The following is a 26554-nucleotide window of genomic DNA, read 5'->3' on the forward strand; positions in this document are numbered from 1 at the left end:
GGAAGAACCGGATTATCAAACCGGGTAATTTCATCTTTGAATTCCACCGCCCCTGACAAGATCCGAATGCCGGATCACACCTGAACTGCTGCAGCTTCTCTGGTCAGAGCCGGCATACGTGCAGTAAGTCAAAAATCACGAAAAGATCATAATCCACAGGATTCCCGTGAAATTTGCGGGTTAATCCATTTAATCATGCGACAATTTGTCACATTGACGCCCCTCGGGCCTGCACGGCATCCTTATTCGTATCAGTCAGCGTTTTAACAGGAATAAGGGAGGAAATTTTATGAAGGTTTGGGGTGGTGGTAACCGGGGTGCATCAGTGCCGGGTAAATTTACATGCCGGATGTGTCTTGCAGGAATTGAGACATGGAAATGCGCCTCTTATCTGTTGCTCTGTTTACCGGCACTCCCTTCAGTTGCGCAACCGCTTCCGCCAGATCAGCCGGCACAGTTTGATGCCATCAGCGTTACCGTTACACGTGAAGCGCGCACCACCAAAGAAGTACCGCAGTCAGTCAGCGTGGTGGATGAAAAGCGGATTAAAGATGTGCGTATGTTCAATATCAAGGACGCCCTCCAGGGACAGGTGCCGGGGTTGCGTATCGAAAGCAATAACAATGCTTACGATGCCAGGATTTCGATCCGTGGTGCGGGATTGAAGGCACAGTTTGGGGTACGTGAAATCAATCTGCTGCGTGATGGGGTGCCGATTCTTGATCCGGACAGCTTCGGCCGGCTTGATTTTGTCGATCCGGATGATATCGAACGTATTGAAGTCACGCGCGGGCCGGGTGATCTCTACAGTGCAGGGACAGCCGGCGGCACCATTCATATCATTTCACGTTCCGCATTTGATGACCGACATAACGTTGTCCGGGGCGGCGTTGGTAACTGGGGTACACATAGCCTGCATACCCGTTTTGGCAAGGTTTTCGACGAGCATGCGCTTGCTTTTACCTTTTCGCGCCGCCACACCGACAATGACTGGCGGGAGCATAACCGTTTCAGCAGCACGAATGCGGGGCTTAAACATGGCTGGCAACTGGGGGGATCAAGTCTGCTTGAAACCGAGGTTACTTACAGTGATGTCAAGTTAAACCTGCCGGGTTCACTCAATCGGGAGCAATACGCGCGATATCGTGATACTGGTAATGCACTGGAAACACAGGATCCCTGGAAAAATTCTGCGCGAGATTCCCAGATATTATTTATGAACAGCCGCCTGGAACATCGTGTGGGCAACTGGCTGTTCAAGCCGCGTATCTATTACAACCAGTGGAAGCAGTTTCATCCGGTTACCGGCCAGATTAATGTCACGGATGGCTGGGAGCGGAATTTTGGTATTGATTTCGAAGGAAACCATACACATTCGCTGTTTGGCATAGCCGGGTCAATGGTGATCGGCGGTACCTGGCGGCGCAACTGGAATGACGGTGCATTGCAGTACGCTTATGCTGACGTGCTGACAGTACCGGGGAGCGGACGCATCCTGTCCACTCTTTCTGATCGTAAAGGGCAGCTTAATTCCCGCAGCAAATCTACCAATGACCTATGGGGGATCTATTTTCTGGAAAGCCTCTCTCCACTGGATCGCCTGACCGTGGATCTGCAAATGCGCTTTGATCAGGTCAGTTTTGATATCGAGCGCGATGAGTTTCAGAGTTACGATTTTGCAAATGGACGTTATGTACCGGGTCGCGGCCTGATTAAGGTCAGGGAAAGTTATGACCTGTTTGCGCCGAAAGCGGCGATAACGTACCGTGCAACTGACCAGATCAACATATATGCGACAGTTGCACATGCCAACCAGGTGCCGGCGGATAGTGAAGTACAAAATGCGGTTGAGTTCGGGCGCACACTGAAGGCATCCGGCCATCTTAATTACGAAGCCGGATTCAAGGGGCGTGGACGAAACTGGTCGTTTGATCTTGCCGGTTACCATACCGATGTCAGCAACGAGATTATCTCACTTATGCAAAATTTCCAGACGCTGTATGTCAACGCGGGTAAAACTGACAAGAACGGTTTTGAATTTTTTGGAAACTATGCATTTGATTCCGGGCTGGAAGTGGGAACCAGCTATACCTATACCAGCCTGAAATTCAGCAAACTGACTGAACCACTGACGATGGTTGATCCCGTTACGAACCGGCGCACCACGATTAATGCCGATCGTTCCGGTAACCAGACACCTCGTTTTCCTGAGCATATGTATTTCGTTTACACAACTTACCGGCATCCGAGTGGCTGGCACGGGCGGGTCGAAACGCGCGGACAAAGTAATTACTTTACCGATAATGCCAATACCGAGCGGCGTGGCGGTTATCATTTTCTGACTAACCTGACTGTTGGCTATGACCGGAAGCACTGGGGGGTCACGTTTAATGTCCAGAATTTGTTCGATAAACGCTACGCGGTTGATGTCAATAAAGATGCCAGCGGTTCACGTATCAGTTTTACCCCCGGTATGCCCAGAACATTTATGGGATATGTTTCCTATAAATTCTGAGAGCACTGCTTCGCTGGTGAAATTATATCGTCGATTGCCGGGTCTGTTGATCTGCTTACCGCCATTAACGGCTACAGCAGCAAAGGTTGCTGTGCTGAAGTACCAGTACCACAGTCACAGATATGACAAATGATTCGAACACCCGGTAATTCTATCTCGGTGTGAACAATGTGGCACCAACGATTGCGTTGTCGGGACTGCTGGAAGTAACTATACGATCAGTGTCGATCTGGTCGATGAGGATGGTACCCATGCCGATGCTTTGCAGTGACGGTAAATGAGGTGGCACCTGTGGAAGTCATATAGATTGGTGATGCACCGCTGCTCGTCTTACGATCCAATCCAAATGTCTGGCAAGATGCCTGGACTGATATATTCTCCCGACTTCAACCTCATTGAGCAGATCTTCTCCAGAATCAAAATCTTTCTGCATAAAGCCGCCGAACGATCCTCTGACGCCCTCCAGGCCGCCATCGATCGGATCATTGAAACTATCTGGCCCCAGGAATATCGCAGCTGCTTCACCAACTCCGGTAGGGATACGCAGCAGATCAGAGAACAACTGAAAGCAGCCGGGCTTCCTGCAGATGACGATTCTGTTATCAGGTATCGGGGGAAGTATGGCAGTGAGTTTTATAAGCGCTGGGATCATCTGCCTGATTTTGACGATCCGGATTGCTGTATTGTTAAACGTAAACCGACAGAATATTGACAGAATATTCATTGATTCACCGGCTATTCGGGGCGCAGGATGTCATCGTTGGAATTGGTTATCCAGCGAAGGGGGGGTATTTTATTTTGATGTCTGCGGAAACTTATGGGATGCAGAAAACGGAACGCGTGGTATTTCTGTGGAAGCAATTCAACAAAAAGGTGAATCATGACTTATAACTGGAATCAGATCGGCATTACGGAAATTACCAACCTCTATCTGTATGGGCAGCTGACTGCTCCAGCTATTTGGACCCCGTAATTACAGCTTTATGGCTGTAGCTGCCTAAATTGTGCATAAATCTCAATCTTTCTGCTCTGTCGCCGCGGACTTGGGGTCGGGCTGCGTCTTGTAGCCCTGCCTCTCCATGTACATTTTCAAAGTCTGATAGGTCTCTGTGCCGTAAGAACTTGCCAGCATAAGCGCGATCCATGTCTGGATTACGAACACCCGGAGTCCATCGTGCTTCTCCTGGCTGGGGTTGGTGACCTCGGTGATGTTTCTGGCCGCATCCTCGGGGCAGTTTCTCTGATATCTCAGCAGTTGTTCTTCAATGTCCTGATGGTTGATTTTGGCTTTTTCAGCAACTGTGAGTGTATTTATCGTTTTTTTCAATCCTTTACTGGGTATCAGTCTGAGCATGGTCGTTTTTTAATGATTCCGGAAGTACGTGCGTGTACTGCGGGGATGTAGCAGGCTTTTTCCAGGAAGATGAAGCTGCCGGTCTGATTCCGCTGACACGCCTGGCCTGATGTAGTGTGACAAATACATTTTATGACAAGCTTCGTGATTGCTTCAACCTGGAAATATTAATTCAACCTGCTTCTTTTTTTGAGAAGCCGCCATCAGTAATCAACTCCTGTTTGTGCCTGAATGCCTGCCTGAAAAGCATGTTTGACATCGTGCATTTCGGTAACAGTGTCAGCCGCATCACATAAAGCATCCGGCGCGGCGCGGCCGGTGATGACGACATGCTGCATGGCCGGCCGGTTCTGCAGATCGGTTAATACTTCGCTGATTTCCAGCCAGCCGAATTTGAGTGGATAGGTGAATTCGTCGAGTATCAACAGATCGATCGATGTATCGCACAGCATGGCTTGTACGATTGCCCACCCTCGCCGGGCGGTTTCTCTGTCACGCGCAAGGTCCTGCGTATCCCAGGTGAATCCTTCCCCCAGCACATGCCAGACAATATTTTTCTGTTGTCTGAAGAAGGCTTCCTCGCCGGTATCGGAGCGCCCCTTGATGAATTGTGCGACACCCACGCGCATACCATGTCCCAGCGCGCGAGTGGCCATACCGAAGGCGGAACTCGATTTACCCTTGCCGTTGCCGGTCAGTACCAGCAACAGCCCTTTGCTTTTATCGGCACTGACAATCGCTGCATCCACGATTGCTTTCTGGCGCTGCATCCGCGAGCGGTAGCGCTGTGCTTTGTTCGCATCAATGTCTGTGCTGTCAGCCGGTGGCATTAATCTGGGGGTGGCGTGATTTATGAATCAGCACGAACAGGGTATGTATCATGGCTGCAGTACCGACATAAAACAGCAGGGACTGGAGATAAAGCGGGAAGTAGTGCAATTCACGCTGCCAGAATTCGGCAAATGTGGTTTCTTCAAATTGGCCGGATAAAAAATAGAATCCGCCACTGGAGAATAATTCGCACAATATCGCTCCGATCAGGAGGCTGATGGACAGGGGCGCCAATGCTTGCCATGAGAATTGATAACGGGTTGCAAACCAGTGGCCGGCAGCCCAGAGTGCGCTGTAGGCGGGCAGCAGGAAGGCGTAGGCTGATGTCAGGCAGAATTCGCTTTCGGCAATGGTAAAGTAGGCTGATGCATCGAGTATCCAGGTCAGTGCCAGGAAGGCAGGTAATGACCAGCTCGAGCGAAGATAGATGCCAGCCAGAAAAAATACGGCCCAGGAAGCGCCCGGCAGGCTGTGCAGTGAGGCGAAGTGATATTCACGTGTAGCGATCATCAGGGCGACCAGAATCGACCCGATCAGGTACTGATGTCGCAGTGGTAATGTCAGCATATTTTTTAATCCTATGGTTGATAACGCAGGGTGGCAAAGAAGCTGCGCCCCGGCTGGTTGAAGAATGCAGCGGTTTCATAGTCCTTGTCAAACAGGTTTTCAATCCGTCCCTGGATGCGCCACTGTGGATTGATCAGATATTCTGCCCGCAAATCGACTTTGACATAATCGTCCAGCTTCTGCTTGTTTGCCAGATCATCATAGCGATTGGCTTCCGCCAGGAACATTGCTCCCGCTACAAAATTGCCAAACTGGCGACTGGCATCAATCCGGAAAGCCTGTTTGCTGCGCCGCGGCAGAATATTGCCCAGGTTTGCACCTTTGGAGCGGTTTTCCGGATCAAGGAAAGTCAGGTTGGTCTGAATCAGCCAGCCTCTGATTTCAGTGTTGAGGATAGCTTCCAATCCTTGTATGCGCGCTTTGTCGATATTGTCCGGAGCAAAGGTTGCGGCATTAAATGAAATCAGGTTATCGATCCAGCTTTCATACAGGTTGAGTGACCAGTTTCCCCGGTTAAACCGGCCGGATACACCCAGCTCCACCGTGCGGGCATCTTCCGGTTTGAGATGGGGATTGCCAAATCCGGGGAAGTACAGCTCATTGAAAGTAGGGGCCTTGAACGCACTGCCGAAGCCGGCAGTCAGCCTGACCCGTTCGGTCAGTGAATAGCCCCAGGAAGCGCCACCGGTTACCTGGCCACCAAACTGCTGGTTGTCATCATGGCGTACAGAAAGCTGCAGTTTGTGCGCGGCGAGTGAAAGCTGGTGTTGTGCAAATACGCCCCAGTTATAGCGTGAAGTGGTGGTGAATTTTTCCGAGCTGTTGACATGATCGTACAGATAATCCGTACCGATGGTTAAAAGCTGATTCGGGGTGATCGTTATGTCATTTTGCCAGGAGATCGTGTCGCGCCGGGCGTAATAGCGTGTCGTGAATAGCTTCTCCTTGAAATTATCGGAGTCTTCATTGCTGCGTCCCGCAGTTAATGTAATGCGCCAGGGCTCAAAGGGTGAATAACGCGCTGTTCCTCCAAACATCTGCTGTGACAGTTTCGTCCGGTTTTGAAAGCTGCCGTCGTACTCGTAATGACCGTCAGTATGTAAAAAACTTGCCTCGACATCCAGGCCATTATCGAAGCGGTAACCGGTGCGAGCCGAGCCGGAGAGGTTGCGGTAACCATCCCTGTCCGGTTCAACAGTGAAGCACCCCGCACTGAATGAGCCTTTACAGGCATTGAAGCCATCGGTATCTGATCCGTTGATGCCGAGATTGAACCAGGCACGTTCACTGCCGCCGGAGAGAGTGGCTGAGCCACTGATGGTACCGAAGCTGCCCCCTCCAAAACTGAGAGTCGGTTTCAATCCTTTTTTTCCACCTTTGCGGGTGAAAATCTGGATTACTCCTCCCACAGCTTCCGAGCCATACAGGCTGGATCGGGGTCCCCGGACGATTTCGATACGATCGATCAGTTCTACCGGATAATTCTGGATTTCACTGAAGCCGGAGGTGGCAGAGCCCATTCTGATGCCATCCACCAGAACCAGTACGTGATCAGATTCTGTCCCGCGCAGGAGCAGGGTGGTCAGTTTTCCGGGGCCGCCGGTATTGGCGATGTTGATACCGGCGATGCCGTGCAGCAGATCCTGCATGGAACGTGCCTGCTGGCGCTCAATATCAGTGCGCGTAATGACAGTAACCGAGGCAAGTGTTTCATCTGCCGCTTCTGCGGTGCGGGTTGCAGTAACAACAATGGGATCTTCAAGATAGCCAGCTGTTTCAGCCGGCAAGGTTGCAGAATGGATCAGCCCTATGGCTAAGGCTGGTATAAACAGGGGATGGTTTCTCAACATTTTTTCCTCCGCGCACACCCGCGCGTTATTCAGGTTGTAAACAGATTGCGGAGGAATTGCAGAAAACCGGGCGTGACTGAATGTCGGGAATAGATCCGGCACCGCATATTGCCCTCCGCAATAACGTGATATTGCTTCAGGCCGGTCTCCGGACTCATGAGTGGAATAATTTTCCTGATTCTGCGCCTTCCCGTGCCTTGCAGCCCAGTGGCGTATGCAGATCGCTGACTCATTTACCGTTGCGGGGGCAGTGCCGGCATTGCGCTGGCTGATTGCAGCGCGCACCGGCTTCCCGTTTCATCCTACGTGCAAATGCAGTAAGGACACCTCAAACAAGGGGCGCAGACTATAGCAGCAGTATGACCCTGTCAAGCCGGCTCCGGCTGGTGGTGATGAAAACACCCTCTGGATCGGGTGGGAGGGTATCTGTGTACAGAAAGGATTTTCTGATCGGGGAGAGGTATATAGCTTCGGCTGCGGTGAATAGATCCTGTTACTCACCTTTTTCCATGTCATTGTGCTGGTTCTGTACGATAGCGGATGTTGCTTCTTGAGCAGATTGTTTCATTGACAGGGCGGCGAGGATGATGCCCAGCTCATACAGCAGATAAAGCGGGATTGCCAGCAGGATTTGTGACATTACATCCGGCGGGGTGAAAATCGCACCAATGATAAATGCGCCAACCAGCACAAAACGGCGGATCGATTTCATTTTCCCGATTGAAACGAGTCCGGTCCGGATCAGGATCAGCACAAAAACGGGGACTTCGAATGTAATCCCGAAAGCCAGGAACATGGACAGAACAAAATTGAGGTATTCGCTGATGTCGGTCATGACCGCGACACCTTCCGGCGCAAAATAGACAATAAATTCGAATACCAGTGGTAACACGGCAAAATAGGCAAATGCCATACCAATGAAAAACAGGATGCTGCTGATGAATACCAGCGGTAGAAACAGGCGTTTTTCATGACTGTACAGGCCGGGCGCAACGAATGCCCAAACCTGATAAAGCGTATGCGGCAATGTGGCAAGAAATGACACCATTAACGCAACTTTCATTGGAATGAAGAACGGGGTGATAACTTCGGTGGCAATCATCTGCCCGCCTTGCGGCAGCTTTGCCAGCAGCGGGAAAGCCAGAATGCTGTAAAGCTCGCGTGCAAAGAAGGCGCAGGGAAGAAAACCCAGGAACAGTATCAGAAGTACCCGGATCAGCCGGAAACGCAATTCCACCAGATGCGAAATAAAGCTGATGTCATCATCCATCTGTTGTAATGGTTTATCCCGTTATTAAATTGCTGTTGTTAAACTCACCTGGCCGATCGGACAGTAGTTGAAGGTAATCAGCAGTCTGCAGTCACTGAATGTGTGCGAGAAATCAGTTTTCCGGCTGTCGGGGCTCCTGAGGAACCGGTGAAGCCGTTGTTTCTTTGCTGCCGGCAAGTCTGGCACTGTCTGCAGATTTTTCACCCTGAGGCTGTTTTTCCGGTTTGGCCACAGATTGGGCACCCACCGTTTCCTGTATTTCGCTGATTTGGCTATGAACCGAATTTTCAAAGGAATCGATGGTTTCGTGCATGGAATCCTTCAGTTTTTTCAGACTGTCCAGCTCCATCTCTTCATGCAGGTCACGCTTGACCTGATCGACATAGCGCCGCGCCCGTCCCAGAAAATAACCAACTGTGCGTGCAACTGCCGGCAATCTTTCCGGGCCGATGACAACCAGTGCCACGATCCCGATGACGATGAGTTCGGCGAAGCTGACGTCAAACATTTTGCATTAAAGCTTCAGTAGACCGCACTGTGCGGCAATCAGGGAAATCTGATACCGGTGATGGTTGTGTGCCATGTTGGCGAATCAGGCCTTTGTCTGCTCTTTTTCTTCAGCTTCACTTTTGATTGAATGGCTGGTGACCTGCCGGGAAGGAGTGGAAGAAATATTTTCTTCTTCAGCGCCTTTCATTCCTTCCTTGAATCCGCGAACGGCGCCACCCAGATCACTGCCAAGGTTACGCAGTTTTTTGGTGCCAAATACCAGTACAACGATTGCCAGAACAACCAACCAGTGCCAAATACTAAAACTTCCCATCATTTGCTCCTTGGTCAGATTAACTGTGGTGAATCATGGCGGGCAGGCGGTCTTTCCCTCCGATAACATGGAGGTGAAGATGAAACACTTCCTGCCCACCTACCCGGCCGGTGTTGATAATGGTTCGGAATCCATCTGTACATCCCTGACTGGCTGCCAGTCGGGGAGCCAGCCACAACATTTTCCCGAGTAACTGCTGATGGCTCGCATCGACTTCACTCAGTGATCCGATATGCTGCTTTGGTACCACCAGCAGATGCACGGGTGCTGCCGGATGGATATCAAGAAATACCAGTGTATCCTCATCCTCATGGATTTTGGTGGCCGGGATTTCTCCACGGACGATTTTGCAGAATAGACAGTCTTCCATATCATTCAGTTTGTGTTGATTGCAATCGTGACCGTTTTTCTTCGATACCGGAAATACCTTCCCGGCGCTCCAGTTCAGACAATACTGTTTCCGGAGAAATATCATGCCGGGCAAGCATGATCAGGCAATGAAACCACAAATCTGCTGTTTCATAAATAATCTGTTCTCTGTCATTGTCTTTGCAGGCCATGATAGTCTCGGCTGCTTCTTCGGCAATTTTTTTCAGAACCTTGTCTTCGCTGCTGCTTAGCAGTTTTGCGACATAAGAACGGGCAGGATCGGCATTTTTGCGTGCTTCAATTGTTTGCGCCAGGCGCTGCAGTATGGTTGATGCTGTCATTTGGTATAGATTTGTGATGGATCTTTAAGTACAGGTTCAGCAATAACCCATTTGCCATCTTCCAGCCGGCGAAAGAAGCAGCTCTGTCTGCCTGTATGGCAGGCGATACTGCCTTGCTGTTCCACGCTCAGCAGCAGCACATCTTCATCACAATCCAGACGGATCTCGCTGATTTTCTGGGTGTGGCCTGATTCTTCGCCTTTGTGCCACAATTTTTTTCTGGAGCGGGACCAGTAAACAGCCTCACCTGTTTCGACAGTACGCCTGAGTGCTTCACGATTCATCCATGCAACCATCAGGATTCTACCGTTATCTTTATCCTGCGCAATGGCGGGAATGAGGCCATCAGCCGACCAGTTGATTGTATCCAGCCATTCATCTGCCACTGTGCGCTCCATAGATTTTGTTGTTTTCCCGGGCGATCTTAACAGTTTCAGGTGTGTTTATAAAATGGTGAGACGGGTAATCGTGTAATTGTACTGGGGGTATTACAGGCGAACTTCTATGCCGTGTGACAACAGATATTCCTTGGCCTGGCGAATGCTGAATTCACCATAATGGAAAATACTGGCTGCCAGCACGGCGTCAGCGCGGCCTTGCAAGATCCCATCCGCCAGATGATCCAGGTTACCTACGCCACCACTGGCGATAACCGGTAAATCAATTGCATCGGAGAGGGCGCGTGTCAGTGCAAGATCAAATCCGGAACGGGTGCCGTCACGATCCATACTGGTCAGCAGGATTTCTCCCGCTCCCAGGGATTGCATTTTCCGAGCCCATTCAATGGCATCAATTCCGGCTGGTTTGCGGCCGCCATGTGTAAACACTTCCCAGCGCGGGGATTCAGGATTTGCGTCAGATACCTGTCTGGCATCGATGGCGACCACAATACATTGAGAACCGTAGTGGTCTGCTGATTCCCGGATCAGTGCCGGATTTAACACGGCGGAAGTGTTGATACTGACTTTGTCCGCCCCTGCGTTCAAAAGTCGGCGGACATCTTCAACCTTCCGGACACCGCCACCCACTGTCAGGGGGATGAATACCTGTTCAGCAACTTTTTCCACGATATGCAGGATCAGATCGCGATTATCTGAACTGGCGGTAATATCAAGAAAAACGAGTTCGTCGGCTCCCTGTTCGTTATAGCTGCGGGCGATTTCAACCGGATCACCCGCATCCCGCAGTGAAACAAAATTGACTCCCTTGACGACGCGCCCGTCTTTGATATCAAGACAGGGGATGATACGTTTGGCTAATCCCATTGATCAGAAAACCTGTGGAACAGAAAGGAAAGTGGAATAGGACACTCAGACAGCTCTGAAGTTTGAGTATATGACGATCACGCTTCTGAATTAAGTTTGTCCGCCAGTGATTGTGCTTCTTTGAAATCAAGCGTGCCCTGATAAATTGCACGACCGGTGATGACACCTGTAATTCCCTCAAACTGGACTTTGCACAGCTTTCTGATGTCATCCAGATTGGTAACGCCGCCGCTTGCAATGACAGGAATTGTCAGTGCCTGAGCGAGTTCGACAGTAGCCTCAATATTGAGGCCGTTAAGCATGCCGTCACGGCCGATGTCGGTATGAATAATTGCCTCCACACCATAATCCTGAAATTTTTTTGCAAGGTCAATGACATCATGGCCTGTTACTTTGGACCAGCCATCAACCGCCACTTTACCTCCTTTGGCATCCAGACCGACCATAATCTGACCCGGAAATGCATAGCAGGCATCGTGCAGAAATCCGGGCACCTTGATTGCAGCGGTGCCGATGATAGCGTAGCTGATACCGTTGTCCAGATAGTATTCCACGGTTTCCATATCACGGATTCCACCACCCAGCTGGATAGGGATTCTTCCATCAATTGCTTCGACAATGGCGCGGATTGCTTCACCATTTTTTGGCTTTCCGGCAAATGCACCGTTGAGATCAACCAGATGCAGTTGACGTGCCCCGTTTTCAAGCCAGTGCAGAGCTACTGTTTCAGGGTTTTCTGAAAATACTGTGGCATCTTCCATAATGCCTTGTTTCAGCCGGACGCAATGTCCATCTTTCAGGTCTATAGCAGGAATAATCAGCATACAGGTTTATCTGGGTTGTTGATCAGGATTGAAGTTATGTAAAAACAGGGAAGAAAACGATACAGGAATACCGTCAGGGTGCCCATTTCAGGAAATTGCTCAGTAGTGTCAGTCCTGCAGAGTGGCTTTTCTCGGGATGGAATTGAACAGCAAAAATATTATCCCGGGCAATTGCACATGTGAACGGATCCGGATAATCAGTACTGCCCGCCACTGACTGTGATTCATCTGTTGTCACGTAATAGCTGTGAACGAAGTAAAAGCGTGTGTCGGCTGCAATATTTTGCCATAACGGGTGTGCCCGGGTCTGGTGAACCTGGTTCCAGCCCATATGAGGGATCTTGATTTTAGTGGAACTGTTATCAGCCGTCTTTGCCGGTTCCAGTTTTTTTACCCGGCCAGGCAGAATACCAAGTGCGCGAGTACAGCCTTCCTCACTTTCCTCAAACAGCATTTGCAGTCCAAGACAGATACCGAGAAAAGGCTTGTTTTGGGCAGCCTCAACAACAGTTTCACGCAAACCCTGCTCGTCCAGCGCCTGCATACAATGAGGCATTGCTCCCTGGCCGGGGACGACAACGCGGGAGGCTGAACGGATCACTTCAGGATCACTGGTTACGGTGACAACCGCAGATGAATCGACGTATTCCAGTGCTTTGGATACCGATCTCAGGTTGCCCATTCCGTAGTCAACAACGGCGATCGAATTCATGTTTGTTTCCGGGATTCAGAGGGGTTATCTACAGGACACCTTTAGTGGACGGAACAAGGTTATCACAGCGCGGATCAGTTGCTGTGGCCATCCGCAGTGCCCGGCCAAAAGCTTTGAAAACAGTTTCAGCCTGGTGATGTGCATTTTCCCCGGCCAGATTGTCGATATGCAATGTCACCATGGCGTGATTAACGAAACCCTGGAAAAATTCCCGGACAAGGTCCACGTCAAAAGTACCGATAACAGCGCGTGTGAACGTGACATTGAACTGCAGGCCCGGTCTTCCTGATAAATCGATAACTACTCTGGATAAGGCTTCATCAAGCGGTACATAAGCATGACCATAACGGAAAATGCCTTTTTTGTCGCCGATTGCACGGCTAAACGCCTGGCCCAGTGTAATACCAATGTCTTCCACGGTATGGTGGGCATCAATATGGAGATCCCCTTTTGCGCAGATACTCAAATCAAACATACCATGACGGGCAATCTGATCGAGCATGTGATCGAGGAATGGAACGCCACTGTCCAGTTCTGCTTTCCCATTGCCATCCAGGCTGATTGCTGCTGTGATCTGTGTTTCCTGGGTATTTCGGGTGACTTGAGCTGTACGCATGAATATTGGATTTTAACAGAGTATCCTGACCGGCTTTCCGGGTTATTTCCCGACCAGGTCTTGCAGTGTATTGCAGAAGTAATCGCTCTCTTCGGGAGTGCCAACCGTTACACGCAGACAATTTTTTAATAAGGAGTGACTGTTGTCAAGATTCTTCACCAGGATACCGCGCTGCTGAAGCTGTCTGAAGATCCGGCTGGCGTCGTCGAGGCGAAATAAAATGAAATTAGCATCGGAAGGGTATGCCTCAACCCCTTTTAAAGTGGCTAGAAATTCTTGAAGTCTGGTACGTGTTTGTTTGATGGCTTCAGCCTGCTGTTGTAACACATCGTAGTGCTGCATGACCCTGGTTGCGACAAGCTGAGTGATCACGTTGATATTATAGGGCAGGCGCAGTTTTTCCAGTTGAGACAGCCATTCCGGTCTGCCAGACAGAAGCCCCAGGCGGAGCCCTGCCAATCCTAATTTTGAAAGAGTGCGCATTACCAGTAAGTTGGGGTAATCGGCAAGCTTTTCAATAAAACTTTTTCCGGCAAAGGGGTGGTAGGCCTCATCTATCACGACCAGCCCGGGAGATGCTTCTATAATTTTTTCCAGAGCACCGGTGTCGAACAGATTGCCACTCGGATTGTTCGGGTAGGCCAGGAATGTAATAGCCGGCTGATGGTGCCTGAGTGCCGTAAGCATCGTATCGGTATCCAGTGAAAAATCGGACCTTAATGGAATACCGATGTATTCAAGATTTGTAAAAGTGGCAATCATTCTGAACATGGCAAATCCAGGCTCGACCGTCAGCAGCTTTGCTCCCGGTTTTGCTGCTGCCAGCATAATGATCTGAATGATTTCATCAGAGCCGTTACCCAGCATGATATCCATTTCGGCCGGAATGGATAATGTGGTGCGGAGTGTTTCCTTGAGTGCAGTAGCATGTGGATCCGGGTAGCGGTTAATGCACACATCTGCCGTAATACGGGAAATTTCTTTATTCAGGAAAGGTGGCAGCTGATAGGGATTTTCCATCGCATCCAGCTTGATCATATCCTGTGCGGGAGAGATGTGATAGGCCGATAGTGCAAGAATTTCCTGGCGAACGATCTGGTCAGGTAACGTTAAAGCCATATATCAGACAGAAAAAAATGGAAGGAGCCAGGATGCGCAGTCGTTATTTGGAACCACTATCGTTTTTATCCTTGCTGCTGAGGTAAAAGACAGCTGCACTGATAACGGCGACCGGAAAAATCACAAAATAACTGAGTGCATACAGCGTGTCATCTTCGTGGCCTGACGGAGGAATGCTGCTAATAATTTTATAGCCATGCAGTATTGCTACGGCGACGACGCCACCCAACCCCGCCCGGCGATGCTTGAGTAATTTTTTTTTGGTGACTTCGTTCAGACCGAGTGCGGCAAAATGGCCAACAAAATAAATAAAAGTATAAAAAAGTAGCGCACCCATCAAAAATCCCGAGTAACTCCAAACAAAACTGTTAAATGCTTCTGAAGCAGATTAAGTGTTTTCTGTGGAAAAGTATACATCCAGAGTGAAATTTTAAGAAGTTTGTGTATGGTACCCTGCCGGGATTATTTTATAATCGGACTTATATTTAAAATCCTGGAGGGATGGGCTGATGATTAAAGTATTGCTTGCGAATCCGAGGGGGTTCTGTGCTGGTGTTGACCGAGCTATTGAAATCGTCGAGCGGGCTCTGACCATGTATGGGGCGCCAATTTATGTAAGACATGAGGTTGTTCACAATCGCTTCGTGGTTGAAGGCCTGGAAAAAAAAGGGGCGGTATTTGTGGAAAATCTGGAAGAGGTGCCGGAAGGAAGTATGCTCATTTTCAGCGCACATGGTGTTTCCCATGAAGTGAGAAGGGAAGCGGCTGCTCGTAAACTGCAGATATTTGATGCCACTTGCCCGCTTGTTACCAAGGTGCACGTTGAGGTGGCGAAAATGGATAAGGAGGGAAAGGAGATCATCATGATTGGCCATCAGGGTCATCCTGAAGTTGAAGGGACCATGGGGCAGATAGAAAAAAACAAGGGAACGATGTATCTCGTGGAAACAGCTGAGGATGTGGATAAACTGCAGGTCAGAGATGCCGGTGATCTGGCATATGTTACCCAGACGACTCTGTCGGTTGATGATGCGGCGCGCGTGATCAAGGCGCTGAAGCGCCGTTTTCCAAAAATTATCGGTCCGAAGAAGGATGATATCTGTTATGCCACACAGAACCGCCAGGACGCAGTCAAAAAACTGGTCAAGCTTTGCGATCTGGTAATCGTGGTGGGTTCGCCAAACAGCTCAAATTCAAACCGGCTGTGTGAAGTGGCAAGGAATGAAAATGTAGAGGCTTACATGGTTGATCAGGCGAACCAGTTGCAGGCGAGCTGGTTGCTTAACAAACAGTGTATTGGCATTACAGCAGGGGCGTCAGCTCCGGAAATACTGGTTCAGCAGGTATTGGAGCGCCTTGAGAAAATTGCAGAGAGCCAGTCGGATCAGAGTGTGGTGGTGGAAGAGTTGGGGGGGGTGCTTGAATCGGTAACTTTCCCGCTTCCAAAGGCAGAACCCCTGAGCTTCAATAAATATATCTAAGGATTCTCTGAAAACTACCGGCATTACCCCGCCACGTTAGAAACGATCTCAAAATACCTGTTTATTATCTGTAACTGTATTTTTACCCGGCGCAGGCAATCTCATCTCGTATGCCCTGCGAACCAGCCTCACAGCTGTTCGTCGTACTTTGCTTGCGTCGCCTGCTTTTTTTCGTTTTTTCTGTTTTTTTCCTTGTGCGGGCTGCCTCACTAACGTTTCTCAGAGGTTCCCGGATTCGACTGTCCGGAGAAATTCCACCCCTGCTGATATGGCGTGGTATCGAACGGTTGCGGGCGTTTTAGAATTTCATTCAGTAAAATTTCTGCGCTGCCGGGTGCCATTGTTACACCATAGCGAAAATGCCCACTGTTGATATAAAGATTTCTGAGGTACGGGTGCGCTCCAATGACAGGTAAATTGCCGGGTGTGGCCGGTCTCAATCCCGCCCAATGTTTCAGCGGTAACCTGTTTTCCAGTTGCGGCAGGATTTTTTCAGCCCGATTGGCCAGCATGTTTCCGGCTTCTGGTGTGGTCTGTTTGTTAAACCCTGTATCTTCAACCGTACTGCCTGCCAGCAAATGTCCGTCGCATCGGGGAATAAGATAAAAATCCTGCTGCAGCACAATGTGGTGGAGCAGTTGTTCGGGTAGTTTGTATAACAGCATTTGTCCGCGTACGGGCTTTATATCGAGATTCAGTGCGTGTTTCCCAAGGATTTGTTTGCTCCAGGCACCGGCTGAAAGAATATACTGATCGGCATGGAATTCGCTTTGTGCAGAGTGAACGGTATGAATTTTATGTTTGAGTGTATCCAGTTTCCGGATTTCACAGTGCTCAATGATGTTGCCCCCCAGCTGCCTGATTCGTATACACAGTGCTTGCAACAGGCGCGGATTGCGAACCTGAGCAATTTCAGGAAAAAACAGTACCTGGGTATTTTCCTGCCTGTCATTGTAAATGCCGGGTAATCCGCTAATGAGCGAGAGCGGTTGATGTCTCAGTTTTATTGCATGGGCAGAGCACCAGCTGACCGCCGTATTCAGGTCATAGGGGGGAAGGATGACAAGCCCGCTTGTCTGGTATTCAGGGTTAATGCCGGTAGCCATTTCCAGTACTGCAACCCACCGTGCGTAGCGTGACATGCTGAATGTGGCCAGCTGAATGACTGGAGTGACATAATTCCACGGGTATAAGGGAGATAAAATACCACCACCGGCCCACGAAGCCTCGCATCCGATTTTTCCACGATCAAGCAAAGTGACGGAAGCGCCTTCCTCCAGTAATCGGAGTGCGGTGGAAAGGCCGATAATGCCAGCACCAATTACGACGAAATCACTTGTTCTTGTCATCCGGCTGGTGTTCATGTGCGTGTTTGGCGGAGTGCAGCTCCCGGATCCACATCCGGGTATCCTGTTCAGATAATCGTTACTTCAGTAACTTCGGGGAAAATACACAAAAAACTGTACAATATCAGGAGAAAAAGACATAATTAACCATCACGGAAAAGCGGTTGGCATGGCTGTAAATATCCTGGTAATACATGGTCCTAATCTGAATCTTCTGGGCAGAAGGGAGCCGACTGTTTACGGGCGGGTAACGCTGGAAGATATTAACAGGAATCTGCTCCTGAAGGCACAGACAGCTTCTGTGACCTTAAGTACCTTTCAAAGCAATGCTGAGCACGAGTTGATTGATCGTGTGCAGGCGGCCATGGATGATGGTACTGACTTTATTATTATTAATCCGGCTGCATTGACTCATACCAGCGTTGCACTGCGAGATGCTTTGGCTGCGACAAGCCTGCCATTTGTAGAAATCCACCTTTCCAATATCTATACACGTGAACAGTTCCGCCGTACCTCTTATTTCTCGGATATTGCAGTTGGGGTTATCAGTGGTTTAGGTGCTGCGGGGTATGAGCTGGCACTCCAATTTGCGCTTGGCCGGGACTAGCGCAAAAAGAAGGGAATACTATATGTAAGAACAGGTTTATTTGCGGCTGGATTTCTTGATCAGCAAATAAACACACCGGCCGGAAAGCTGAAATATGCTCACTAATCAGTTACAGCACTTATCAAAAATCGATTTGTTTTAATTCCTGAAGATAGATTAAGGTGTTTATGCGCGGGATCTTTCCCCGGAGAAAAATATGGATTTGAGAAAACTCAAAAAATTAATTGAATTAGTTGAAGAATATAGCATTACTGAGCTGGAGGTAACTGAGGGTGAAGAAAAGGTGCGAATCAGTAAATCTATTGCTTTGACACAAACAACCGCAGTAATACCACAGTATCAGGTTCCTGTTCCTGCAGAGCCGGCTGTTAATGCTGCGGTTGAAACTGATTCACCGGATACGCCCGGTTTGCCGGCAGGGCATATTGTTAAATCGCCCATGGTCGGGACTTTTTATCGTGCCTCGGCTCCGGGAGCAAAACCGTTTGTTGAGATCGGCCAGCAGGTTAAATCTGGTGAGACGCTGTGCATCATTGAGGCGATGAAATTACTCAATGAAATCGAAGCGGATCGTGACGGCAAAGTTAAAGCTATTTTGCCGGAAAATGGTCAACCGGTTGAATATGGGGAGCCATTGTTTGTCATTGAATGATGATTTTCCGGGAAGTAATTTCTTGAATTCTCAAGCAACCACCCAGCTCAGGCTTTCAGCATCCAATTTCTATGTTTGAAAAAATATTGATCGCAAATCGTGGCGAGATCGCACTGCGCATCCAGCGGGCATGTCGTACCATGGGTATTAAAACTGTCGCTGTACATTCCGAAGCGGATGCCGAGGCCAAGTACGTCAAACTGGCCGATGAGTCCGTATGTATCGGACCTGCGGCTTCAGCACAGAGCTATCTGAACATACCGGCCATTATCAGTGCTGCAGAAGTAACCGATGCAGAAGCAATTCATCCGGGATATGGTTTTCTGTCTGAAAATGCTGATTTTGCCGAGAGAGTTGAAAAAAGCGGTTTTTTCTTTATTGGCCCCAGGCCGGATACGATTCGGTTAATGGGGGACAAGGTAAGTGCCAAAAATGCCATGCTGCAGGCAGGCGTACCTTGTGTCCCGGGTTCCGGTGGTGCATTGCCGGAATCTCTGGATGAAGTTAAGGAAATTGTTAAAGAGATAGGTTATCCGGTCATTATCAAGGCAGCTGGCGGAGGAGGAGGGCGTGGTATGCGCGTTGTGCATACTGAAGCGGCGCTCTCAAACGCTGTGATTACCACACGTAACGAGGCGCAGGCAGCATTTGGTAATCCGGTTGTTTATGCGGAAAAATACCTGGAAAATCCTCGCCATATTGAATTTCAGGTGTTGGCTGATGAATATGGCAATGTCGTTCATCTGGGTGAGCGTGATTGCTCCATGCAGCGTCGCCATCAGAAAATTCTTGAAGAAGCACCCGCTCGAGGTATTCCTGTTCAGTTGCGTGATGAAGTCGGGGAGCGGTGTGTGGAGGCGTGTAAACGCATCAATTACCGGGGTGTCGGGACTTTCGAATTTCTGTATGAGAATAATGAATTTTATTTTATCGAGATGAATACCCGGTTACAGGTCGAACATCCGGTGACAGAGGCTATTACCGGAATCGATCTGGTTGAGGCACAGATTCGCGTGGCCGCGGGAGAAAAGCTGTCTTTGCAGCAAAAAGATATCGTATTCAAGGGGCACGCTATAGAGTGCCGTATTAATGCGGAAGATCCTTACAAATTAACGCCTTCGGCCGGACGTATTACGCAATATCATGCTCCCGGAGGGCCGGGGATCAGAGTGGATTCACACATTTATCATAATTACCGTGTGCCTCCTTATTATGATTCCATGATTGCCAAGGTAATCGCTTATGGTGATGATCGTGATCTCGCTGTGGCTCGTATGCGTATTGCTTTAACGGAAATGATCATCGATGGCATAAAAACCAATATTCCGCTACATCTGGATCTGCTGGCGGATTGTAATTTCCTGTCTGATTCTGTTTCTATTCACTATCTCGAAAATAAACTTTCGCTGCATAACAAAAAATCGGGCTGATAAGGCAGTGAGCAACCTGAGCGGTACACTTCGGTCATGCCCTGGCTATCCTTAACCTTTAGAATTGAATCAGATCACGTTGACTGGGTAAGTGACCGCTTACTGGAGCAGGGCGCTTTATCAGTGGATGTGCATGATGCCGGAGAGGGGACAAGCCGGGAGCAGCCTTTGTTCGGCGAGCCGGATTCACCCCCGGATCAGTTCTGGCAGCTGGCCGAGGTAACTGTGCTGCTGGAAGAAAATACCAATACAGATGAGTTTATCCGGAAGGTTGCTGAGATAACCGGGCTGGCTGAATTACCGGAATATCAGCTGGCACAAGTGATGGAGCAGGATTGGGTCAGATTAACCCAGTCACAGTTTGAGCCGATTGAGATTTCGTCACGGTTGTGGATTGTTCCCTCCTGGCATGCCCCGCCTGATTCTTCAGCAATCAATCTCAGACTGGATCCGGGGCTGGCTTTTGGCACAGGCAGTCATCCGACCACCCGTTTATGCCTGACCTGGCTGGATAAGTTTCTTCAACCGGGTGACAGCGTGCTTGATTACGGCTGTGGATCGGGAATTCTGGCGATAGCAGCACTAAAGCTCGGGGCTGATCGAGTCACGGGAGTTGATATCGATCCCAACGCCATCACCGCAAGCTTGAGTAATGCCGGAAATAATGATTGTGATCTTGGCAGACTTCGATTTACTACATCATTGTCTTCTCTGGAGAATGGAAGGTCGGGTAATGCCGCTGTTACCCTGGTAGTGGCCAATATTCTGGCCAACCCCCTCATTATGCTGGCTCCTGTTCTGATGCAGGCATTGCAGCCTGGCGGGCATGTTGTACTTTCAGGAATACTGGAATCCCAGGCTGATGAGGTGCTGCGGGTTTACAGTCAATGGTGTGATATGCGCGTTGCTGAAAAAGAGCTGGACTGGGTGCTGCTTTCAGGCCGGAAAAAAAGGAGTGGCTTTTAATGCCGCTGGTGACGCAATGCCCGGGCTGCCACGCAGTTTTTCGGCTGACAGGAATCCAGCTGCACACGCATAACGGAGAGGTTCGCTGCGGGCAGTGCAAGCAGATTTTCAATGGTTTTGCAGCTTTGATTACTGTTCCGGAAATGGTGATTCAACCTGCAGCCGTATCAACATCCCTTGAACAGCCCGATAGCAGTGCTGCTGCTTTACCGGCTGCCACGTCTGTATTCCCCGCTGATCATTTTGATACCAATCCTCCGGCACACAAGCTTTCCCGATGGTGGCTGGTATCCAATACCTTGTTGCTGGTATTGCTGTCAGGGCAGTTTGTTCATGCCTACCGTACTGAAATTTTTATTGCCTTCCCTGCACTTCAGTCAGCATTAAATCATTACTGCAATTTAATGCGATGTGAAATCAACATGCCGCGCCATCTTCATTTGCTGAGTCTGGAATCATCCGACTTACGTGTCAGCTCCACCACAGATCCTGATGTGGTAACGTTAACGGCAATCATCCGTAATCACGCACCATTTCCACAGGAACTGCCAGCGTTGCTGCTGACACTGACTGATGCTGAAGAAAAACTGCTTGCCAGTCGGGTGTTTACTGCAAAGGACTATCTTGATTCTGCAGTGGAGCAATCAGTGTTTGCCGGAGGGAGTGAAGTGCAGGCCAGATGTTTTCTAAATACAGGTGGAGTGAACGCTGAGGGCTATAAACTTGAACTGATCTACCCATAGCACGGGATACAGCTTACCGGGTATCAGCAACATCCACACGTGTTTGCCAGGATTTCCCACCGTGATAGCGCTTAAGACCGGATGATATTGCATCAACCAGTTTGTTCTGATAGATCTCGGAATTGAGTTTGGCTTCTTCAGAGTGATTGCTGATAAATGCGGTTTCTATCAGAATTGACGGAATATCGGGAGATTTGAGTACAGCAAACCCCGCCTGTTCGACGTTTCTCTTATGCAGATGATTGATGGACCCAATTTCATTCAGCACATGGCTGCCCAGCCGGATGCTATCGTCAATAGTGGCATTTAAGGACAGGTCAATAAGTGTTTGTTTCAGATAACGATCCTTGTCATCCAGCTTGACGCCGCCGAGCAGGTCAACTTCATTCTCTTTTTTGGCGAGCCAGCTTGCCGTAGTTGAAGTCGCGCCATGTTCAGACAAGGCATAAACCGAGGCACCATGCGCTTCTCTGCGCGGTGCAGCGTCAGCATGGACAGATATAAACAAATCAGCGTTAGCCTGTCTTGCCTTGATACGCCGTCCGGCCAGCGAAATAAAATAATCACCGTCACGAATCAGAACGGCGCGCATGCCAGGCTCCTTATCTATTCTGGCTTTAAGTTTTTTGGCAACAGACAGTGTGATATCTTTTTCCATCGTACCTCGTGGACCCACTGCTCCCGGATCTTTGCCACCATGTCCTGCATCGATTGCGACCACAAAATTCTGTTTACTCCCGGGGCTGCGATTGATCGCAGTCATGACGAGATTTGAATTTGGTTTTTGAGCGACCGGTCGGGGGGAATACATCGCTGCCGGCCTGGTTTCCTTACGTAATAACGCCATTAGCGGATCATAATTTTCTGTTTCCTGAGCTTTGCCAGCTGATTGGGATGCGTGAATATCCAGAACCAGGCGGTGCCCGTATTGTTTGTCCGGTGCAAGCACAAAAGCCCTGGGTACGGCGTCTGCTTTTAATTCGATAACCAGCCGGGTTGTTTGCGGGGCAGAACGACCTATTTTGAGTGCTTTAACCAGGGGATCCTGCGATTTGAGTTTGCCGGATAAATCATTCAGTGCACCAGATAGGGCCACATCCTCAATATCCATGACAATTCTTTTGGGAGCATCAAGCGTGCTGATTTTATATTTAACAGGCTTGCTTACTTCCATTGCCACCCGGGTGTATTCCTTGTCAGCCCAATAGCGCGCTGCAGTGATTTGCGTATCAGCAACTGCAGTTTTATATGAAGCCAGCAGCAGGAAGAATGTGATGATGAGAAATGAGAAAAATGTTAACGATCTGACGCTAAGTTGATTCAAACGGATACCCGTTTTTTCCAGTGTGATAAGCATTGTTCTCCAGCCTCCGTTTCGGCTCTAAATTCAGCGATTCTTCCTGTTCCAGAATAACTGATCCTTATTTTCAGATCAGCTGTGTGCAAAAAACCTTCTGCTTTTTCAGGCCATTCAACCAGGCAAACTGAACCCTGGTTGAAATATTCCCGGAAACCCGCCTCTTCCCACTCTAAAGGGTTATTGAATCTATAAAAATCAAAGTGATACAAGTATAACCTAGAAAGTTTATAGATTTCAACCAGGTTATAGGTGGGGCTTCTGACCTTGCCGTGGTGCCCCAACCCCTTCAGTATCCCGCGAGCCAGCGTGGTTTTGCCCGCCCCCAAATCGCCATATAAAAAAATAGTCAAACCGGGATGAAGCAGGGTGGCAAGCTGCTCCCCAAGCGCCAGGGTCGCTACTTCATCATCCAGCTTTACCACATGAGGTGAATGCATCCGGAGTCCGATAAAATTTTTCCCGATCGGCTGATGGAAAAGCTACCAGGGGACAGGCTGGCCATCATAGGCAAAAAACTTACCTGTATCTGCATGCGTAATTTTATCCAGAATACGTCTCATACCGGCAACACTTTGCTCTGCAGATATCAATGCACCACGCCCGCCCATGTCAGTCTGTACCCAGCCCGGGTGCAGCAGCACCGTAATAATGCCACGTGGCTGCAGATCAATGGCCAGGCTCTTTACCACCATATTAACGGCAGTTTTGCTGGATCTGTAGATATAACTGCCACCGCGCTGATTGTCGCCGATACTGCCCATTTTGCTGGTGAGGGTGGCAATAACTTTCAATTTACTGCGTGCAACCTGTTTTACCATGGCTTCTGCCATTTTGAGAGGAGCGCATGTATTTACCCTGAAGGCTTCTATCCAGTCATCATAGCTGATACGACCGAATTCTCCGTTTTGTGCAGGGGGATAAACTCCGGCATTGTTGATCAGAATGTCAATGGATAAATCATGCAGTTTCTGCGACAGCTGATCTATTTCAGACAGCTTCCGCACATCAAGCGGATAAACAGAAAACCGATCTTTGTGCTGCTCAGCCAGCCGGTTAAGCGCCATGGCCTGTTGCGGCTGCCGGCAGCAGGCTACTATCTGCCAGCCGTCTGCAGCATATTGTCTGGCAAATTCAAGGCCTATCCCCCGATTTGCGCCCGTAATCAAAACAGTATTCATAATGACCTTTATCAGTAACTGAATCGTTTCACTTTAACCAGGTAAATAAATTACAAATTGAAAAATATCCGATTATTTCATTCGCATTTTATGGGTTAAGGGGTATCCGGCAAATGAGCAATGATTTTTATATGAATTTCTGGAATAATCCAAAAGTTCGCGCAGAGGCGAACTAAGGTAATTTTTGTATCTGCCGTTACGACCTGCCGTTGTTATCGGTTCCCGACTCAAACCCGGAGCCGATTTATCTGTAAGCATTATCTCACTCACAATCTGAATCTAACGAATAACTAATAATGAGTAACTATCTTTTTACTTCTGAATCTGTCTCGGAAGGTCATCCTGACAAAGTTGCCGACCAGATATCGGATGCCATTCTCGATGCAATTCTGCATCAGGACCCGCATGCGCGAGTTGCCTGTGAAACCATGTGCAGTACGGGGCTGATTGTTTTATCCGGCGAGATCACGACTCATGCCACGATTGACTACAATGTTATCCCGCGTGATACCGTGCGTGAAATCGGCTATACCAGTTCTGAAATTGGTTTTGATGCCAGTACTTGCGCGGTATTGACCGCTTTTAATAAACAGTCTCCTGATATTGCTCAGGGTGTGAATCGCAGCAAAGAAGAGGAAATGGATCAGGGGGCGGGTGACCAGGGGCTGATGTTCGGCTATGCCTGTGACGAAACGCCGCAACTGATGCCGTTGCCGATTTATTATGCACACCGTCTGGTTGAACAGCAGGCCAGACTGAGAAAAGGCGGCAAATTACCATGGTTGCGTCCGGATGCCAAATCACAGGTTTCCGTTCGTTATGCGGATGGCAGCCCGAAAAATATCGAAACTGTCGTTATTTCCACTCAGCATTCTCCCGATGTCTCCCGTACTGAACTGGTTGAAGGTGTTATTGAGGAGATCATTAAACCCGTTCTGCCGGCTGAAATGCTGAGCAATCATATTCAGTACCTGATCAATCCGACCGGCCGTTTCGTGGTGGGTGGCCCCATGGGGGACTGCGGGCTGACCGGGCGCAAGATTATCGTCGATACCTACGGTGGCACAGCCCATCATGGTGGCGGTGCTTTTTCCGGCAAGGATCCCTCCAAAGTGGATCGTTCAGCCGCTTATGCTGCGCGTTATGTTGCCAAAAATATTGTGGCTGCCGGTCTGGCACGTAAATGTGAGGTCCAGGTGGCCTACGCAATCGGGGTGGCGAAACCGGTTTCACTCATGGTGGAAACTTTCGGTACGGGTAAAGTTTCAGATGAAAAACTTGCTGAACTGGTTGCCCGCAATTTTGATCTGCGGCCCCGGGCGATTATTCATGATCTGGATCTGTTGCGCCCGATTTATGGCAAAACAGCTGCTTATGGTCATTTTGGCCGGGCAGAGCCCGGTTTCACCTGGGAAAATACCGATAAGGCAGAACAGCTTAAAGCAGATGCCGGTTTCTGATCGTTTTCACTGTCATTCAATGTGAATAAAGTTCCATTGGTACCGAGGGGCGCTGCAACGGTTGATTCCGTGAGGCTCGTACCAATGGATAGTTCAACAACGGCGCTCTTTCATTTTTGTGGAGAATGTTATGAGCGCAACAATTAACCCTATAGCGGGCAATCCTGTTTTCACCGACTGCAAAGTGGCTGATCTATCGCTGGCTGACTGGGGAAGAAAGGAAATTGCCATTGCCGAAACCGAAATGCCCGGTCTGATGGCATTACGCGAGCAATATGCCGGCAGGAAACCGCTGGCAGGTGCGCGGATTGCAGGTTCTCTGCACATGACCATCCAGACTGCTGTACTGATTGAAACACTGGTGGCGCTGGGAGCAGAAGTTCGCTGGGCTTCCTGCAACATTTTCTCTACTCAGGATCATGCTGCCGCAGCGATTGCCGCCCGTAATATCCCGGTATTCGCCTACAAGGGGGAATCACTGGAAGAGTACTGGGATTATGCTCACCGGATTTTTGAATGGGTCAGCGATGGTTCTCATGCTGCCAACATGATTCTGGATGATGGGGGGGATGCAACCCTGTTGCTGATTCTGGGCAGCAAGGCTGAGCGCGATCCTTCCGTGATTGCCAATCCGACCAATGAAGAAGAGCAGGTCCTGTTTGCTTCCATCCGCAACCGTCTTGCCAGCCATCCGGGCTGGTATTCACGCAATCTTGCTGCAATTCACGGTGTGACTGAAGAAACGACAACCGGTGTCCATCGCCTGTACGAAATGGAAAAGAAAGGCGAACTCCCGTTTCCGGCAATCAATGTCAATGATTCAGTCACCAAATCCAAATTCGACAATCTCTATGGATGCCGCGAATCACTGGTGG

Annotated in this window: 30 protein-coding genes and 2 riboswitches; of the genes, 10 read left to right on the forward strand and 20 right to left on the reverse strand. The window is 49.4% G+C overall.

Features of this window, described 5'->3' with window-relative positions; translation table 11 throughout:
- Positions 1–289 precede the first annotated feature (289 nt).
- Together IT527_RS01835 and IT527_RS01840 are read left to right on the forward strand one after the other, a co-directional pair.
- The gene (locus IT527_RS01835) at positions 290–2515 is read left to right on the forward strand and encodes a TonB-dependent receptor (RefSeq protein ID WP_292965737.1); all 2226 of its coding nucleotides are present in this window, start codon (positions 290–292) and stop codon (positions 2513–2515) included.
- Between the two features lie 358 nt (positions 2516–2873).
- The gene (locus tag IT527_RS01840) at positions 2874–3227 is read left to right on the forward strand and encodes a hypothetical protein (protein ID WP_292965740.1); all 354 of its coding nucleotides are present in this window, start codon (positions 2874–2876) and stop codon (positions 3225–3227) included.
- Positions 3228–3530: 303 nt separating this feature from the next.
- Here IT527_RS01840 and IT527_RS01845 read toward each other — a convergent pair whose 3' ends face one another.
- The 16 genes from IT527_RS01845 to IT527_RS01920 all read right to left on the reverse strand — a co-directional run bounded on the left by IT527_RS01845 (position 3531) and on the right by IT527_RS01920 (position 14793).
- Positions 3531–3842, reverse strand: a complete 312-nt coding sequence (locus tag IT527_RS01845) for a hypothetical protein (protein ID WP_292965743.1) — start codon at positions 3840–3842, stop codon at positions 3531–3533.
- Positions 3843–4072: 230 nt separating this feature from the next.
- Positions 4073–4699: a cob(I)yrinic acid a,c-diamide adenosyltransferase gene (cobO, locus tag IT527_RS01850; protein ID WP_292965746.1), complete on the reverse strand. Its 627-nt coding sequence runs from the start codon at positions 4697–4699 to the stop codon at positions 4073–4075.
- Entirely contained in the window at positions 4686–5267 is a 582-nt protein-coding gene (locus IT527_RS01855) for a hypothetical protein (protein ID WP_292965749.1), read from the reverse strand. The genes cobO and IT527_RS01855 overlap by 14 nt, the downstream gene beginning before the upstream one ends.
- Positions 5268–5278: 11 nt before the next feature.
- On the reverse strand, positions 5279–7117 hold the full coding sequence (gene btuB, locus IT527_RS01860; RefSeq protein WP_292965751.1) for a TonB-dependent vitamin B12 receptor: 1839 nt from the start codon (positions 7115–7117) through the stop codon (positions 5279–5281).
- 121 nt (positions 7118–7238) lie between these two features.
- Positions 7239–7463, reverse strand: a riboswitch (cobalamin riboswitch).
- Positions 7464–7610: 147 nt separating this feature from the next.
- Positions 7611–8387 (reverse strand): twin-arginine translocase subunit TatC, encoded by a 777-nt coding sequence (tatC, locus tag IT527_RS01865; RefSeq protein WP_292965754.1) that lies wholly within the window; start codon positions 8385–8387, stop codon positions 7611–7613.
- Between the two features lie 112 nt (positions 8388–8499).
- Positions 8500–8895 (reverse strand): Sec-independent protein translocase protein TatB, encoded by a 396-nt coding sequence (tatB, locus tag IT527_RS01870; protein WP_292965757.1) that lies wholly within the window; start codon positions 8893–8895, stop codon positions 8500–8502.
- Between the two features lie 84 nt (positions 8896–8979).
- Positions 8980–9210 (reverse strand): Sec-independent protein translocase subunit TatA, encoded by a 231-nt coding sequence (gene tatA, locus IT527_RS01875; protein ID WP_292965817.1) that lies wholly within the window; start codon positions 9208–9210, stop codon positions 8980–8982.
- Positions 9211–9229: 19 nt separating this feature from the next.
- Complete coding sequence (locus IT527_RS01880; RefSeq protein WP_292965760.1) at positions 9230–9580, reverse strand: histidine triad nucleotide-binding protein; 351 nt, start codon at positions 9578–9580, stop codon at positions 9230–9232.
- A 1-nt stretch (position 9581) separates the two neighbouring features.
- Complete coding sequence (locus IT527_RS01885) at positions 9582–9920, reverse strand: phosphoribosyl-ATP diphosphatase (RefSeq protein WP_292965763.1); 339 nt, start codon at positions 9918–9920, stop codon at positions 9582–9584.
- The gene (hisI, locus tag IT527_RS01890; protein ID WP_292965820.1) at positions 9917–10306 is read right to left on the reverse strand and encodes a phosphoribosyl-AMP cyclohydrolase; all 390 of its coding nucleotides are present in this window, start codon (positions 10304–10306) and stop codon (positions 9917–9919) included. Before hisI ends, IT527_RS01885 begins: the two co-directional genes overlap by 4 nt.
- Before the next feature lie 102 nt (positions 10307–10408).
- On the reverse strand, positions 10409–11185 hold the full coding sequence (gene hisF / locus IT527_RS01895) for an imidazole glycerol phosphate synthase subunit HisF (RefSeq protein WP_292965766.1): 777 nt from the start codon (positions 11183–11185) through the stop codon (positions 10409–10411).
- A gap of 77 nt (positions 11186–11262) precedes the next feature.
- Positions 11263–12009, reverse strand: coding sequence for a 1-(5-phosphoribosyl)-5-[(5-phosphoribosylamino)methylideneamino]imidazole-4-carboxamide isomerase (gene hisA, locus IT527_RS01900; protein WP_292965770.1), 747 nt, complete (start codon positions 12007–12009; stop codon positions 11263–11265).
- A gap of 73 nt (positions 12010–12082) precedes the next feature.
- On the reverse strand, positions 12083–12721 hold the full coding sequence (hisH, locus tag IT527_RS01905; RefSeq protein ID WP_292965773.1) for an imidazole glycerol phosphate synthase subunit HisH: 639 nt from the start codon (positions 12719–12721) through the stop codon (positions 12083–12085).
- A gap of 28 nt (positions 12722–12749) precedes the next feature.
- A complete protein-coding gene (gene hisB, locus IT527_RS01910; RefSeq protein ID WP_292965776.1) occupies positions 12750–13337 on the reverse strand; it encodes an imidazoleglycerol-phosphate dehydratase HisB in 588 nt (195 codons plus the stop codon).
- 42 nt (positions 13338–13379) lie between these two features.
- On the reverse strand, positions 13380–14456 hold the full coding sequence (gene hisC, locus IT527_RS01915; RefSeq protein ID WP_292965778.1) for a histidinol-phosphate transaminase: 1077 nt from the start codon (positions 14454–14456) through the stop codon (positions 13380–13382).
- 43 nt (positions 14457–14499) lie between these two features.
- Complete coding sequence (locus IT527_RS01920; RefSeq protein ID WP_292965780.1) at positions 14500–14793, reverse strand: hypothetical protein; 294 nt, start codon at positions 14791–14793, stop codon at positions 14500–14502.
- 172 nt (positions 14794–14965) lie between these two features.
- Between IT527_RS01920 and ispH the strand changes: the two genes are divergently transcribed.
- Positions 14966–15937: a 4-hydroxy-3-methylbut-2-enyl diphosphate reductase gene (gene ispH, locus IT527_RS01925; RefSeq protein ID WP_292965782.1), complete on the forward strand. Its 972-nt coding sequence runs from the start codon at positions 14966–14968 to the stop codon at positions 15935–15937.
- Between the two features lie 209 nt (positions 15938–16146).
- On the opposite strand, the gene thiO is transcribed toward ispH, so the two are convergent.
- Positions 16147–17286, reverse strand: a complete 1140-nt coding sequence (gene thiO / locus IT527_RS01930) for a glycine oxidase ThiO (protein ID WP_292965784.1) — start codon at positions 17284–17286, stop codon at positions 16147–16149.
- Between the two features lie 166 nt (positions 17287–17452).
- Here thiO and aroQ point away from each other — a divergent pair, with 166 nt between their 5' ends.
- From aroQ to IT527_RS01955, 5 genes are all read left to right on the forward strand, one after another.
- A complete protein-coding gene (gene aroQ, locus IT527_RS01935; protein WP_292965786.1) occupies positions 17453–17890 on the forward strand; it encodes a type II 3-dehydroquinate dehydratase in 438 nt (145 codons plus the stop codon).
- A 196-nt stretch (positions 17891–18086) separates the two neighbouring features.
- Positions 18087–18542: an acetyl-CoA carboxylase biotin carboxyl carrier protein gene (accB, locus tag IT527_RS01940; protein ID WP_292965789.1), complete on the forward strand. Its 456-nt coding sequence runs from the start codon at positions 18087–18089 to the stop codon at positions 18540–18542.
- Positions 18543–18613: 71 nt separating this feature from the next.
- Positions 18614–19972: an acetyl-CoA carboxylase biotin carboxylase subunit gene (gene accC, locus IT527_RS01945; protein WP_292965792.1), complete on the forward strand. Its 1359-nt coding sequence runs from the start codon at positions 18614–18616 to the stop codon at positions 19970–19972.
- Between the two features lie 36 nt (positions 19973–20008).
- Positions 20009–20938, forward strand: a complete 930-nt coding sequence (gene prmA / locus IT527_RS01950; protein WP_292965795.1) for a 50S ribosomal protein L11 methyltransferase — start codon at positions 20009–20011, stop codon at positions 20936–20938.
- Positions 20938–21681, forward strand: a complete 744-nt coding sequence (locus IT527_RS01955) for a zinc-ribbon and DUF3426 domain-containing protein (RefSeq protein WP_292965798.1) — start codon at positions 20938–20940, stop codon at positions 21679–21681. Before prmA ends, IT527_RS01955 begins: the two co-directional genes overlap by 1 nt.
- A 13-nt stretch (positions 21682–21694) precedes the next feature.
- On the opposite strand, the gene IT527_RS01960 is transcribed toward IT527_RS01955, so the two are convergent.
- The 3 genes from IT527_RS01960 to IT527_RS01970 are packed head-to-tail and all read right to left on the reverse strand — an operon-like array spanning position 21695 to position 24219.
- Positions 21695–23038, reverse strand: a complete 1344-nt coding sequence (locus IT527_RS01960; RefSeq protein WP_292965802.1) for an N-acetylmuramoyl-L-alanine amidase — start codon at positions 23036–23038, stop codon at positions 21695–21697.
- Positions 23002–23478 (reverse strand): tRNA (adenosine(37)-N6)-threonylcarbamoyltransferase complex ATPase subunit type 1 TsaE, encoded by a 477-nt coding sequence (tsaE, locus tag IT527_RS01965; RefSeq protein ID WP_292965805.1) that lies wholly within the window; start codon positions 23476–23478, stop codon positions 23002–23004. The genes IT527_RS01960 and tsaE overlap by 37 nt, the downstream gene beginning before the upstream one ends.
- 42 nt (positions 23479–23520) lie before the next feature.
- Positions 23521–24219, reverse strand: a complete 699-nt coding sequence (locus IT527_RS01970) for an SDR family oxidoreductase (RefSeq protein ID WP_292965808.1) — start codon at positions 24217–24219, stop codon at positions 23521–23523.
- 296 nt (positions 24220–24515) lie between these two features.
- On the opposite strand from IT527_RS01970, the gene metK reads away from it, so the two are divergent.
- Together metK and IT527_RS01980 are read left to right on the forward strand one after the other, a co-directional pair.
- Positions 24516–25679 carry a methionine adenosyltransferase gene (gene metK / locus IT527_RS01975; RefSeq protein ID WP_292965810.1) on the forward strand — a complete coding sequence of 388 codons (1164 nt, stop codon included), beginning with the start codon at positions 24516–24518 and terminating at the stop codon, positions 25677–25679.
- 37 nt (positions 25680–25716) lie between these two features.
- A riboswitch (S-adenosyl-L-homocysteine riboswitch) is annotated at positions 25717–25794 on the forward strand.
- A 15-nt stretch (positions 25795–25809) separates the two neighbouring features.
- Positions 25810–26554, forward strand: a 745-nt coding sequence (locus IT527_RS01980; RefSeq protein ID WP_292965812.1) for an adenosylhomocysteinase, incomplete at its 3' end; no start/stop codon positions are given.

Source organism: Nitrosomonas sp., from assembly GCF_020852615.1.
In the GTDB taxonomy this organism is placed as follows: Bacteria; Pseudomonadota; Gammaproteobacteria; order Burkholderiales; family Nitrosomonadaceae; genus Nitrosomonas.